The 13,467-nt window shown below is 50.7% G+C and carries 10 protein-coding genes and 2 pseudogenes; 7 read left to right on the top strand and 5 right to left on the bottom strand.

All coding sequences use genetic code 11. From position 1 onward, the window contains the following. Nucleotides 1–119 precede the first annotated feature (119 nt). Nucleotides 120–1,982, top strand: coding sequence for a bifunctional glutathionylspermidine amidase/synthase (gene gss / locus CHU32_RS14360; RefSeq protein ID WP_103676896.1), 1,863 nt, complete (start codon nucleotides 120–122; stop codon nucleotides 1,980–1,982). Between the two features lie 134 nt (nucleotides 1,983–2,116). Here gss and CHU32_RS14355 read toward each other — a convergent pair whose 3' ends face one another. The 3 genes from CHU32_RS14355 to CHU32_RS14345 form a co-directional block, all read right to left on the bottom strand. After that, nucleotides 2,117–3,520: a CBM96 family carbohydrate-binding protein gene (locus CHU32_RS14355; protein WP_103676895.1), complete on the bottom strand. Its 1,404-nt coding sequence runs from the start codon at nucleotides 3,518–3,520 to the stop codon at nucleotides 2,117–2,119. 158 nt (nucleotides 3,521–3,678) lie between these two features. Then, nucleotides 3,679–5,532, bottom strand: coding sequence for a glycoside hydrolase family 15 protein (locus CHU32_RS14350; protein ID WP_103677020.1), 1,854 nt, complete (start codon nucleotides 5,530–5,532; stop codon nucleotides 3,679–3,681). A gap of 80 nt (nucleotides 5,533–5,612) precedes the next feature. Further along, the gene (locus tag CHU32_RS14345) at nucleotides 5,613–6,506 is read right to left on the bottom strand and encodes an SDR family oxidoreductase (RefSeq protein ID WP_103676894.1); all 894 of its coding nucleotides are present in this window, start codon (nucleotides 6,504–6,506) and stop codon (nucleotides 5,613–5,615) included. Between the two features lie 312 nt (nucleotides 6,507–6,818). On the opposite strand from CHU32_RS14345, the gene CHU32_RS14340 reads away from it, so the two are divergent. Together CHU32_RS14340 and CHU32_RS29025 are read left to right on the top strand one after the other, a co-directional pair. Further along, on the top strand, nucleotides 6,819–7,433 hold the full coding sequence (locus CHU32_RS14340; RefSeq protein ID WP_342749253.1) for a lipoprotein YafT: 615 nt from the start codon (nucleotides 6,819–6,821) through the stop codon (nucleotides 7,431–7,433). A gap of 14 nt (nucleotides 7,434–7,447) precedes the next feature. After that, on the top strand, nucleotides 7,448–7,630 hold the full coding sequence (locus CHU32_RS29025; RefSeq protein ID WP_483883554.1) for a lipoprotein YafT: 183 nt from the start codon (nucleotides 7,448–7,450) through the stop codon (nucleotides 7,628–7,630). 365 nt (nucleotides 7,631–7,995) lie between these two features. Here CHU32_RS29025 and CHU32_RS14335 read toward each other — a convergent pair whose 3' ends face one another. Both CHU32_RS14335 and CHU32_RS14325 read right to left on the bottom strand, forming a co-directional pair. Beyond that, a complete protein-coding gene (locus CHU32_RS14335) occupies nucleotides 7,996–9,018 on the bottom strand; it encodes an IS110 family RNA-guided transposase (protein WP_103676893.1) in 1,023 nt (340 codons plus the stop codon). Nucleotides 9,019–9,745: 727 nt separating this feature from the next. Then, a pseudogene (locus tag CHU32_RS14325) lies at nucleotides 9,746–9,983 on the bottom strand (SymE family type I addiction module toxin). Nucleotides 9,984–10,208: 225 nt separating this feature from the next. Between CHU32_RS14325 and CHU32_RS14320 the strand changes: the two are divergent. The 4 genes and pseudogenes from CHU32_RS14320 to CHU32_RS14305 form a co-directional block, all read left to right on the top strand. Then, nucleotides 10,209–10,661 carry a hypothetical protein gene (locus CHU32_RS14320; protein WP_103676892.1) on the top strand — a complete coding sequence of 151 codons (453 nt, stop codon included), beginning with the start codon at nucleotides 10,209–10,211 and terminating at the stop codon, nucleotides 10,659–10,661. 91 nt (nucleotides 10,662–10,752) lie between these two features. After that, nucleotides 10,753–12,339 (top strand): annotated as a pseudogene (locus CHU32_RS14315) (RHS repeat-associated core domain-containing protein); the annotation flags it as partial. Between the two features lie 7 nt (nucleotides 12,340–12,346). After that, nucleotides 12,347–12,787, top strand: a complete 441-nt coding sequence (locus CHU32_RS14310; protein WP_103676890.1) for a hypothetical protein — start codon at nucleotides 12,347–12,349, stop codon at nucleotides 12,785–12,787. 78 nt (nucleotides 12,788–12,865) lie between these two features. Next, a partial coding sequence (locus CHU32_RS14305) for an RHS repeat domain-containing protein (protein WP_281258336.1) occupies nucleotides 12,866–13,467 on the top strand: 602 nt, incomplete at its 3' end.

The following is a 13,467-nucleotide window of genomic DNA, read 5'->3' as shown; positions in this document are numbered from 1 at the left end:
TTTTCCCTTGCCGGATCATGGTAGTCGTTAATGAGGTGTATGATAAGTCGACGTCTGTTCACTTAGCACAAAGAGCAGGGTGCATTCTGCTCAAACGGTATTAGGTTAAGGTAAGGTTCATGAGCAAAGGAATTACCCATCAGGATGCCCCGTTTGGGACACTACTCGGCTACGCCCCCGGCGGTGTCGCCATCTACTCATCAGATTACAGCTCGCTCGATCCGAAATATTATGCCGACGACGCGGCCTTCCGCAGCTATATCGACAATGAATATATGGGGCATAAATGGCAGTGCGTTGAATTCGCCCGCCGGTTTTTGTTTCTGAACTATGGCGTGGTGTTTACCGACGTCGGCATGGCGTGGGAAATCTTCTCCCTGCGCTTTCTGCGCGAGGTGGTTAACGACAATATTCTGCCATTGCAGGCATTTGCTAACGGCTCGCAGCGTCCACCCAAAGCGGGGGCGTTGCTGATTTGGGATAAAGGCGGTGAATTTAACGGTACTGGCCATGTGGCGGTGATCACCCAGTTACATCATAACCGGGTCAGGATTGCCGAGCAGAATGTGATTCACACGCCGCTACCGCCTGGTCAGCAGTGGACCCGGGAACTGGCGCTGGTGGTTGAGAACGGTTGTTACACGATTCGCGATACGTTCGATGACACCACGATCCTGGGCTGGATGATCCAGACCGATGAAACGGAGCACAGCCTGCCGCAGCCGGAGATTGCCGGAGAGGCGCTGGCAATCCGTGGAGAGCGTCTGGAAGATAACGCGCTGTTTGCCGGAAACTGGCTTGATGAGAAGGACCCGCTGCAACAGGCTTATGTGCAGGCCAACGGGCACGTCATTAACCGCGATCCGGCGCAGTATTTTACCATCACCGACACCGCCGAGCAGGAGTTGATCAAAGCCACCAATGAGCTGCATTTAATGTACCTGCATGCCACTGACAAGGTGATGAAGGACGACAATCTGCTGGCGCTGTTTGATATTCCTAAAATCCTCTGGCCACGCCTGCGGTTGTCATGGCAGCGCCGGCGTCACGACATGATCACCGGGCGGATGGACTTTTGTCTTGATGAGCGCGGGCTGAAGGTCTACGAATACAACGCGGATTCTGCCTCCTGTCACACTGAGGCGAGCCTGATCCTCGATCGCTGGACTGAGCTGGGCTATAAAGGCGACGGGTATAATCCCGGAGAAGACCTGCTTAATGAACTTATCGGCGCGTGGAGACACAGTCACGCGCGTCCGTTCGTGCATATCATGCAGGATAAGGACATCGAAGAGAATTACCACGCGCAGTTTATGCAGCAGGCGCTGGAAAAAGCCGGCTTTGAAAGCAAAATTCTTCGCGGGCTGGATGAGCTCCGCTGGGACGATGCCGGCCAGTTGATTGACGGCGAAGGCCGGTTGGTGAACTGCGTCTGGAAAACCTGGGCATGGGAAACAGCAATCGAGCAGGTACGCGAGGTCAGCGAGACGGAATATGCTGCCGTGCCGATCCGCACCGGGCATCCCCAGCACGAGGTCAGGTTGATTGATGTGCTATTGCGCCCGGAAGTAATGGTTTTCGAACCGCTGTGGACGGTGATCCCCGGCAACAAGGCGATTTTGCCGATCCTCTGGTCACTGTTCCCGCATCACCGCTACCTGCTGGACACCGATTTCGTGGTCAATGACGAACTGGTGCAGACCGGTTACGCGGTGAAGCCAATCGCCGGTCGCTGCGGCAGCAATATTGACCTGGTCAGTCATCAGGAAGAACTGCTGGATAAAACCAGCGGGAAATTCAGCGATCAGAAGAATATTTACCAGCAGCTCTGGTGTCTGCCAAACGTTGCCGGGAAATATATTCAGGTCTGTACCTTTACCGTCGGTGGAAGCTACGGCGGCACCTGCCTGCGCGGTGATGATTCGCTGGTGATCAAAAAAGAGAGCGATATCGAACCGTTGATTGTGGTGAAAACGGCGTAAAAACGCGGGTGTGGCGTTTGTCAGCATTTGTAGGCCTGTGCAAGCGCAGCGCCGCCAGGCATGATTCCACGGTATAACGTTTGTCAGCAGTCTGAAGCAGAGCCTGGCTTACCCGGCTCTGCTTTCAAACTCCGTCAGTTCTGCGGCACGCTTTTAAAGCCAGTCAGCATCAGCAGCAGGCTTTCCCGCGAGCTGGCCGGATTAAATTCATAGTGGTTGCCCTGACGATCGCCACCGATGTACCAGGAGATCTCGGTTTTTCCTTCAGCCAGCGCCTTACGCACCGCTTTATCCACGTCCACCATGCGATACTCGCGGGAGTCGTCAAGATAAAGTATCGCATCGGAGTTGTACTTCACCGCCGGGCGTGTATTCCAGGTGACGGTTCTGGCGTTCCAGCCGTTGCTGGTCGGATAAAAGAAAATCTGATCCGCACCGTTCTGTTCTACTTTGCCACCAAAAAGACGAATACGGTATTTAAACAGCACCGGGTCCATACCGGCGGGCAGCGATGGAATTTTGAATTTCACCAGCGTTAACGTTTCCGGATGCTGCGTGCGTCCGCCATCCTGCCAGTTATCCTGCACCGTCAGACTTTCCGGCGTTGCATTGTGCTTATTCGGCTGGCTGCTGCTGACCGACGTGTTCTCCTCTGCTTTGGTATAGGCCCACGGCACGGTGGTGCCGCAGTCGAGGTTATTATTCATGCACAGTTCAGTCATAAACTGGGTGGCGTCTTCCGTCCAGCCATTCATAAAATCGGCATGCGCGGTATAGATACTGCCCCAGTGTTCTTCCCGCCGATCGCCGTGCATTGTCGGGTCCAGCGAAAGCTGAACCTTCGAGGTATCCAGCGAGGTGATTTGCGGCAGCACATACGCGACGTTCATATTTACCGTCGGGAGCTTAACCGGATACTCAGCAGGACATTTTCCTTTAGTATCATAGGCGGCATTACTGTGACCGTGCGTCGGTTTCAGGTTCACCCCATCCCAGCAGTTCGGGAAGGCGATACCGATATTAAACTGAACCGCATCACCGGCCCCGCGTAAGCCGCAGACTTCTCCGGCTTTATTGGTATAGCCTTTGCCGTTGGCGCATAAAAACGTAATGTGAGAGCTGGGGGCCGTGCCATGATGGTCGCCCGCCAGCAGTTCCAGTCCAGCCGGGAAAGGGTGGAGCGGGTATTTATCAACATACGTTGCCTGATAATAGGTCTTCTGGTAAGCCGGTTTGACCACCTCGCCGTCGGGCAGTTTCAGGGTGGGGGCCCAGTATGCCGAGCCATCGGCCTGGTTATCGCAGCTGGTTTGTGGCTGTTCACGCAGCGTTTGATAAGTGGAAACTGCGTCAGTATGGGCATTGCCGAAAAAGTCGTGCCACATGGCCTGGCCTGGTTTGCCAAACATCATAATGGCATCGTCGCCGAGGGTATGGTGATAGGCACAAACCACGTGCGACTGCGGCCCGGCGTGGGCGGTAAAAGAACACAGTGCAAGTGCGGACATTAGCCCGGTGGTAATAGCGGTAAATTTCATCGTAGCGTTCCTGCTGTGAGTAAATGCCAGCAGAAGTAGCAGGATGCGTTTGTTTCAGCACATCATTAATTATCAATTGATATCAGTTTTGAGCCGAAAGGCTGATGAGAAAGGACGTGAAGTACCGTTATCATCAGCCATTCCGCGCGGCCTGTTCATTACTCAGACGGTTTTCTGTCAGCAGCTGAGGCAGCTTTCTGATCGTACGCCGTCATCGCCTGGGCGGCAAAAATCAGCGCCAGGTGACTGAGACCCTGCGGCATGTTGCCGGTCCAGGTGCCGGTTTTGACGTCGAACATTTCATTGAAGGTTTCAACGTTGCCTTTGTCGCAGATGGTGTCGAGGATCTCTTCCATCGCGGCTTCGGCTTTCTGAATCTCGCCCATCTCCGCCCAGGCTTCGGCAAGCCAGAAAGAGCAGGCCACGAAGGTATTTTCTTCCTTTTCGACACCGCTATAACGGTAGAGCATCGCACTGTTATGGCCCAGCTCGCGTTGGATAGCCTGATAGGTCGATAGCATCCGCTGTGGATTCACCTTCTTGCCGTAGCGGTGAACCAGTGCCAGCGAAGCGTCGAGGCCGCCGTCGCTACCGCGATAAAAAAGGTATGCCTGCTTGCTCTGTGACCAACAGTGAGTTTCAATCCAGTCGCGGATGCGGTCGCGCTCACGCTGCCAGCGCTTGACCCACGTTGGCTCAATATTCTTGTCTTCCGCCATTTTGACGGCCATATCCAGCGCCAGCCAGCAGGCCATTTTCGAATGGGTATAATGCTGAATTTCCGGTAATTCCCAGATGCCCGAGTCTTTTTGCCGCCAGTGGTCGGCGCAGCAATTAGCCAGCTCTCCCAGCAGACGCGAAGTGGAGAGATCCAAAACATGGCCCGCCTCCACAAATAATTGTGCAGTGGCGAGCATATCACCGTACATACTGAGCTGGGTTTGATCGCGGGCGTTATTGCCCAGCCGAACCGGTTTAGAATCTTTGTAACCCCGCAGCGGAGGATATGACTCTTCCGGCACCAGATCGCCTTCCAGGGTATAGCAGGCATGGAGCTGGACACCGTGGCGTAAAATGGTTTTCGACAGCCACGAGAAGGCAGCTTTACACTCCTCAAGCGCACCGAGGAAGGCAAAAGCTTTAATGATAAGACAGGCATCGCGTATCCAGGCGTAGCGGTAATCATAATTTTTCTCACCGCCGATACCCTCCGGCAGAGAGGTCGTGGCCGCCGCTGCCAGCGCGCCCGTCGGCGCGTACCAGAGAAATTTCAGCGCCAGCGCCGAGCGGCCCACGTGTTTCTGGAAACGGCCCTCATAGCTCAGGCTTCTGGCCCAGTCACACCAGGCAACATGGCTGGTTTCGATACGATTATCAATAGCGGACAGCGGCGGAACGGCCAGCGGCTCTTTTTCGGTCACCAGCAGGGCGACCAGCGCGCGCGTGCCGGGGCCGGTCTTTAGCCGGGCAGTGATCTGCTCATCATCGGCCTCAATAATCTCCACCTCGTCGCTGGTGCGCAGCATCGCCATTAAATCTGCAATATGGTAAACGTTGCCCTGAGCGGTTTCCGCCATCCACGGCGAACGGCTTTCTGCACGTGTACCAAAGCGTAAGGCGAGATTCAGCGTGACCTCGCCTTCAATACCTTCAACCCGCCGCGCCAGCTCGCTCCACGGCAGACGGCCCGCCAGCGTACTGTTAATGGATTCTGTCAGCAGCACTTTGCCGGTTTCGGTTTCAAAGCAGGTTTCCAGTACGTTACTGTCCTGACGGTACTGGCGAGTGACGTTATATGCGCCTTCTGGCTCAAGCTGAAAAAAGCCGCCGATTTCAGGATCAAGCAAACGGTCAAACAGGGGAGGGGAATCCAGATTAGGCGCGCACCACCAGTCGATCGAACCATCTGGCGCAATCAGCGCAACAGAGCGCCCCTCACCAATGGCCGCATAGTCGCCGAGTTCGGCAAAACCCTCCTCACGGACGGGAGAATGATATTCTGCGTTCTTCACTTTTTTTGTTATCCAGGTTGGGACGGTCTGAAAGCATGGCCACCGGGCGGCGGCCATGCAGGGCAGGATAAAACGTATACTTACAGTGTGCCGGTACCACCATCAGAGCACCACACCTGACCCGAGGTATAGCTGCTCTCTGATGATGCCATGGTCACATACAGCGGAGCGATTTCCGCAGGCTGGCCCGGACGGCCCAGCGGCGCGCTGGCCCCGAACTGTTTCACTTTTTCCAGCGGCTGACCGCCGCTGGACTGAAGTGGCGTCCAGTATGGCCCTGGCGCGACGGCGTTTACGCGGATACCGTCTTTACCTAACTGCTGTGCCAGCGACTTGGTAAAGGCCACGATACAGGCTTTGGTCTGCGCGTAATCCAGCAGAATCGGGCTTGGCTGATACGCCTGTACGGATGACGTGTTGATAATACTGGCTCCGCGTGGCAGATGGTCAATCGCCGCACGGGTGATCCAGAACATCGCGTAGACGTTGGTTTTAAACGTCGCATCAAAGTCTTCTGTTTTCAGCGTTTTAATGGACTCATTAAACTGCTGACGGCCGGCGTTGTTGACCAGAATGTCCAGTCCACCCAGTTGACTCACCGCCTCTTTCACCAGCTTCTCACAAAATTCCTCTGAGCGAATATCGCCCGGAATAGCAACCGCTTTACGGCCTTCTGCTTCAATCAGCTTAATGACTTCCGCCGCGTCAGATTCTTCTTCGGGCAGATAGTTAATCGCGACATCCGCACCTTCACGGGCATAGGCAATCGCGACCGCGCGGCCAATCCCGGAGTCGCCGCCGGTGATCAGCGCTTTACGTCCGCTCAGGCGACCTGAGCCGCGATAGCTGGTTTCACCGTGATCCGGAACCGGGATCATCTTACTGGCAAGACCTGGTACAGGCTGCGGTTGCTCAACAAAGGGAGGAGCAGGATATTCCGGGGCGAGAGTGGTTTTTGTGGTTTGCTCAGACATGCTTACTCCTTCAACGTTGTTTCTGGTGTTATTAAGCCTGGCATAGATGTGATGTTTGTCACGTTTTGGTAGGAGAAGTGAGTTGAAAAAATACTGTAACATTGAGTTGTAAAAGTAAATTTTTGTTTCTGGTGTTACTCTGCGCTCTCGCTGAAAAATGTCCTTGAATGGGTTTTATTTATTATTTTTATATTTATTAATTAATGATTCATAAAATAAATCATTAATTTTTCTCCTGTTTTAAGTGGGATTTTGTATAATGAATTACCACCTGTTAATTATTAAATCTGAAGTGCAAGTAAGGCTCCTCACATGAACATTAAATTATTATCGCTCCTGCTTTCAGGTTTTGTTTTACTTAGCGGATGTACAAAATCTTCTTCTATTGATGCCCGAAAAACAGGCAGCGTGTCACCTCGGACAGAACATGTCTCTGACGCTCAGTTAACCGACCGGGATGTGTTTGGCGATGAGTTGACGCTGGATATTACCGAGGATGATATTCAGAGTGCAGTTGAGCAGGCACAAGGTCAGTTTAAAATCCCTCTTAATTCTTCTATTATTCTTGTGCAATCAGGCTCGCGTGCACCTGATGCAGTTATGCAGAAGGAAATGCAAAAGTATTATCAGGTCTCCATATTTTCTGGGATTCCGGCCATCAGGAAAAAGCAGCCTGCTCAACCAATTGCGCCCGTCAAGCAAACGGCGTCGGAGGTAATGGACGATCTTACTGAAAGCCGGAGTAATGTTATGAATGCTAATTATATGCAGGCATTGCGTTATATTTCAGCAAAAGGACGGCAGAAGGCAGTGATTGTTTACTGGGATGAACTGGAGTCCGGGAAGTATAATTCGGCTACGAAAGAAATGATCTGGAAAAAATATTCAGGATCGGGGATCTGTCCAGCCTGTCGTTACGATATCTGATCCGGTTTGCATTAGTGGATGTCGCCAGCGGGGAATGGGCGACATATTCTCCGGTAAATACTGAGTCGGTTGCGGTCCTGTCTGACGGGAAAAAAGATCAGAAAGCAGATATAACACAAACGCAGATCGCTGATCTGAAACAAAAGAGTTGCCGGATGATGGTTGAGGATCTGGTAAGCAGGTATAGCACAAGATAGTATTATGCTTTTTATTTTGTATCAATGATGATTGCCACTGAAAAATTATAGTGGCAATTTTGATATATCAGGATATAAACTGAAGATGTCAAAATATAATAGCTTTTATGTTGCATAAATAATTTTACAGAGCTTTACTTCCTAAATAACTTATATGGACACCTCCCCGATGCAAGTACGGGCAGATCTTTTTCTGACAAAGTAGCCACACACATATATCCGGCTTCGTGAGCCCTGATGAACATCCGTACTCTCTGCCCTCATTAGCGCCATGACTTATTACAGTCCAGCTATTTACCAGGTTCACAGAGAGTCGGTTCTACCTGTCAGTACATCAACTCTTTGGACTTATCAAAATCAGTCAGTTACTTAACTATATACTCTGTTTTCTGGTTTATTAGCGCCCACGCTATTCGGGCATTTTTGTTAGCCAGCGCCACTACAGCTTTGTTTACGCCACTTCGGGTAATAATACCTTTCAGCCACCGCTGGAGACCTCCACATCGTTCTTCCGGAAGGTTGATGACCCGGTAAACCACTGAGCGGGCACCATGAATAAGCAGTCCTCGCAAATAACCGTCTCCGCGTTTTGTTATCCCGAGTAGTCTGACTTTACCACCACTGCTGTGCTCCTTCGGAACCAGCCCCAGATAGCTGGCAAAATGCCGGCCATTCTGAAAATCAGCGCTGTCGCCCAGAGCCACCGTCAGGGCAGAAGCACCCAATGGCCCGATACCCGGAATGCTTTCCAGTCTGAGGGTATCCTCATTTTGCTGGCTGATAAGCGCAAAACGCAGATCCAGTATTTTAATCCGCTGCTGATTGTCCTGAAGTTCCTGCAACATCTCATGCAACAACTCCCGACTGAGCGTGGTGAGTTCATTTTCTGCATCCTCCAGGTGATCAGGCAGGTGGGCCATAATTTTATGAGCCCCTTCCGGTATGGCGATATCGTATTCCAGGCCCAGCCCCCGTATCTGGTTAATCAGCGCGGTTTTGTTTTTCATCAGCCGCTGGCGAACCCGATGCAGACACTGAATATCCTGTTGTTCAATAGACTTCTCCGGCACATAGCGCATACCCGGGCGACTGTCAGCTTCCACAATTGCAACTGCATCATTTTTGTCATTTTTACTACCCATTCTGAAGGGGGCAACATACTGTGGGCTGATTTGTTTAACTTCATGTCCGTATTGCCTGAACTGGCGTGACCAGTAATTTGCACTGCCGCACGCTTCCATCACAATACGGGACGGAGGCTGCTGAACAATAAACGTCGTCAATTTTTCACGGGTGATCATTTTATTCGCTTTCTTCTCACCCTGCGCAGATACGATATGCACCTGAAAAACTCGCTTTGCCAGATCAATTCCGATAATTTGTTCCATGGGACACCTCTTCATATTGCTGTTGGTTTGCACTTACAGCATGGCTCACTGAAGTCTTTGTGGGGAGGTGTCCATTTCATTAGCGCGGAATAGTGCTCCACTTTTTGCCAGCCCTTGCAGGACAAGGGATTGGAGCTTTCCTCTCCGCTAAACGACACTACGGCAGGCCTGCTATATGTTGCTCTTGTGTCACTGCCACATGTCAATAAATGGTAAGTGTAACGGTATTAGACGCAGCTATTTAATATTTCTAATGGAAATTATCGTCCAAGAGATGTGACTGGTAGGCATACAGCAACAGGGAGAATTTCTGACCGTGGAATAAAAACAAATCACAACGCTAATGTCCGCATACCAATGTCCCCAGGACGTTTTCCATATAATTGATGAGAGATTTTATGGATATTCGCTGTCGTTATAATAAAGCTTTGGATAAACTCGGTACGGATGTTAATAGCGGATTGGCGGAATTGATAGATATATATTGCATTGCTATTAATTATTTTTAAAATAATCTTTTTGATTCCATTGCGTTATATGTTACTGACATGGGGAATGAAAATACATATGGTTATTTGGAAAAAATATTGCTGGTAAATAAAGGCCCTTATTTAAAAAAGAATTTAATGAATGGATAAAAGAGATTAAGAGTAAGTTTTGAATTAATAGCCGGAAGTTTTTAAATCTTTCCGGCTTATTTTTTATTTACCCGCCACCGTTCATCCCACTAAACCATCACCTCCTTAATCCCCTTAACCACCTGTTTTAACTTATAAAGTTCTTCCCGTAGCTCATGCGGTTCGTGATTATCCGCCATCAGCACAATGCACTCTCCCGATATTTTTCACCGTCACGCCGCGCCCGGTGTCAAATCCCGCCTCTTTCAGCCAGTCGCCTTTAAGGTGCAGGCTGGGGCTGCGTGAATATCCGGTAGGGACTTTGATTTTACGGTTGGTGTGGCTGATGCCAACAGAGCCAACTTTATAGTTAATGTTTTTCTGGTTAACTTTATGTTTTAACAGTAAAATAGGTCTTGTGCAGATAGACGGATTTATCACGGTATGGCGGTAGCGTATGAACTATGAGGGGGCGTACAAACGAACCTGGTAGTATGATGCTCGCAATGGTGATTCTGCCGCTTTATACAGTGCTTATAATTTCGAACGTTATTTCGAATAGGGGAGAGGATTATGGATGCCGTGATACAGGTTGTAGTGGATGTCAACGCCGCTGAAAATGAACTTTATGGCACAATGAGTGTTAAAAACCTTGGTAAGGTACCGGTATATGTTGATGTCAGGTATATTCCGCAAGGGAAATATTTATCTTCTGACCCACTGCATGTGGTTTGTGATGGTAAAAACATTCGCTTCTCCGGATCGAGATATAACCTTGGGCGAGGAGAGTATTATAAAATTGAACCGGGAGAGAGTGAAGTAAGTGGGAATGTTGAGCTTGCCAGAAATTATCTTATCCCCCCGGGAAATCATAACTGTAATTTTTATATGAATGTCTGGGCAACGACAGATCCAGTGGTTATCAACGACGACAGGGCGGCGGATTTTTTTGAAACCAGGTCTAATGTATTTAATCTGGAGGTGAATAATTCTCATTATGAGAAGGTGTATAATGAAAATCATTAGTAATTTCTAAATTTATAATTAAATAACTTCATTAAATGTCAGATGGCCATTGTAAATTCATATATCCATCTGCACACAAGTTATTCTGATCCGGATGGAATTCGGGCACACGCCGGCGGGGCTGGAGCACAGACACCGCTACCGGTCGGAGGACGAGGAAATCTGGCTGGGGCAGACACCGCTGAACCACGCGGTGTACACGGAGGAGAAGGGTCTGGATGCCTGCGGCCGGACGGCGTGGCAGAAGCAGGGCGCGGAGCGTCTGGCAGGAAGTCACGAAAGCGTGGCGTCATGGCGGCCGCTGGGCGAGCACCGCTACGAATGGGATAAATCGGGCAGGCTGACAGGGCATGAAGTCCGGTCAAAAACCCGGACGGAGCGGGAAACCCGTTACCGCTATGACAGCCGCGACCAGATAACGGACGTGCTGCGACAGAGCGCGGATGGCCCGGCACAGGAAGAGCGCTACCGTTACACCGTCAACGAGCAAATCGCGGAGAGCCGGATAAACGGCATTCTGTCGCAGCACCAGTACAGCAATGAATGTGTCAGCCAGGCAGGGGACAGTCGCTACGAATACGACGCCTGCGGGCGGGTGACGAAACGCACGGAGCAGAAGCGGGGGTTCAGGCCACAGGAGTGGCGCTACCGCTGGGACGACTTCGACCGCCTGCGGGAGGTGAGAACGCCGGACGGTGAGGTGTGGCAGTACCGCTACGATGCGTTCGGCAGGCGGACGACGAAGCGTAACGTCATCCGCGCGGCATGGAAACAACAAAGCCACGCCATCAGTGAAGTACGCTATCAGTGGCTGGGGATGGCGCTGTCGGTGAGCGAGAAGCGGTATGCAGACGGGAGTCCGGCGCTGCGGGAGCAGTGGCACTACCGGGGCGGGTTTGAGCTGCTGGCGAAGGAGGCAAAAGCGGCCAACGATGAACGAAGTTATTTTTACCCGATAGTGACAGGCCCGGACGGCGCGCCGGAGGAGATGTACAGCGCGAACGGACTGAAGGTGTGGACGCGGCAAAGGAGCCTGTGGGGGCTGGCGGCGGCGAACGATTCACCGTTCAGTGGAAGTGACCATGAAAGCTGCGATGCGGGTTTTATGGGGCAGTGGCAGGATGAGGAGAGCGGGCTGTGGTATAATTTACACCGCTACATGGACTCCGGCACTGGTCAGTACCTGAGCCAGGACCCGCTGAAGCTGGGCGGCGGGCTGGAAACGCAGTCGTATGTGCATGACCCGGTGGGATGGTCTGATCCATTAGGATTAAGTGGTTTTTTCACTCCATCCGTTTTTACTGGTCCATCAGGAATAACTTATACTGTTTATCAGCAGAATATCGATTGGGATTTACCAGTAAATACAAGGAATGGTGTAAAAACAAACCTTCAATTAATTCTTGAGGAACAGAGAAGTCCTATGGTTGTTAAAAATGGTGAATATTCTATAGTAACACTTCATCACTCAAACCAACAGGGTCATGGTTCATTATTTGAATCTTCAACGAAAATGCACGAGCAGTATAGATATACAAATGCACTTCATCCATACTTACCAGAAGCGCATCCTACAGATCCTGTAGATAGAGCTTTATTCGATAAGGATCGGATTGAATATTGGAAGCAACGAGCACTAGCTGAATTGGAACGTCGAATGGCCGAGGATAAATGTTGAGGTTAATATGTTATCAGAAAGATTAATTCAATTTTTTAAAGAAAAAAAATGGTGGTTTGATGACATTGAAGATAACTATAAACAAGCCTTATTAAATATTGGTGTTGATATTGAATCCGATTTCTCTATATTTTATTTGCATGTTGAAGATAACCCTACCTTCATGTCAAGGAATAGAGAGATATATCAAATATGTTGGTTTTTATTAAATACAAATGATTATATGTTAGGGGTTAAAAGAACGCATGAAACATTAAAATTACCTGTTAATTATATTCCCTTGGATAACTTTGCGGGAGATTATGGTTATTTTTATAACAAGGATAGTGGGGCGGTTTTATGCCTTGGTTTAGGAAAGGAATGGCATGATTTCATGAATGGAATATTAGAACCACAATGGGATGATTTTAATTCATTTCTGGAATGGTTTTTTGAACTTGATAAGTAATAATTGTCCGTTCTGTCTGTGACACCGGGGCGCAACTGAAACGCGATAATGCAGCAGGGCAGGAACACGAAAGTTGTGATGCAAATGCACGGAGCAGAAACGGGGTTCAGGCCGCAAGAATGGCGCTACCGCTGGGACGACTTCGACCGCCTGCGGGAGGTGAGGACGCCGGACGGTGAGGTGTGGCAGTACCGCTACGATGCGTTCGGCAGGCGGACGGCGAAGCGTAACGTGATTCGCGCAGCATGGAAGCAGCAACACCACGCCATCAGTGAAGTACGCTATCAGTGGCTGGGGATGGCGCTGTCGGTGAGCGAGAAGCGGTATGCGGACGGCAGCCCGGCGCTGCGGGAGCAGTGGCACTACAAAGGGGGCTTTGAGCTGCTGGCGAAGGAGAGCCGGGCAGCGAATGACGACAGGAGCTATTTTTACCCGATAGTGAGTGGCCCGGACGGCGCACCGGAGGAGATGTACAGCGCGAACGGGCGGAAGGTGTGGACGCGGCAAAGGAGCCTGTGGGGACTGGCGGCGAACGACTCACCGTTCAGTGGAAGTGACCATGAAAGCTGCGATGCGGGTTTTATGGGGCAGTGGCAGGATGAGGAGAGCGGGCTGTGGTATAATTTACACCGCTACATGGACTCCGGCACTGGTCAGTACCTGAGCCAGGACCCGCTGAA

The organism is Superficieibacter electus (genome assembly GCF_002915575.1).
GTDB classification, from domain to species: Bacteria; Pseudomonadota; Gammaproteobacteria; order Enterobacterales; family Enterobacteriaceae; genus Superficieibacter; species Superficieibacter electus.
This window is presented reverse-complemented; position numbering and strand designations above follow the sequence as displayed.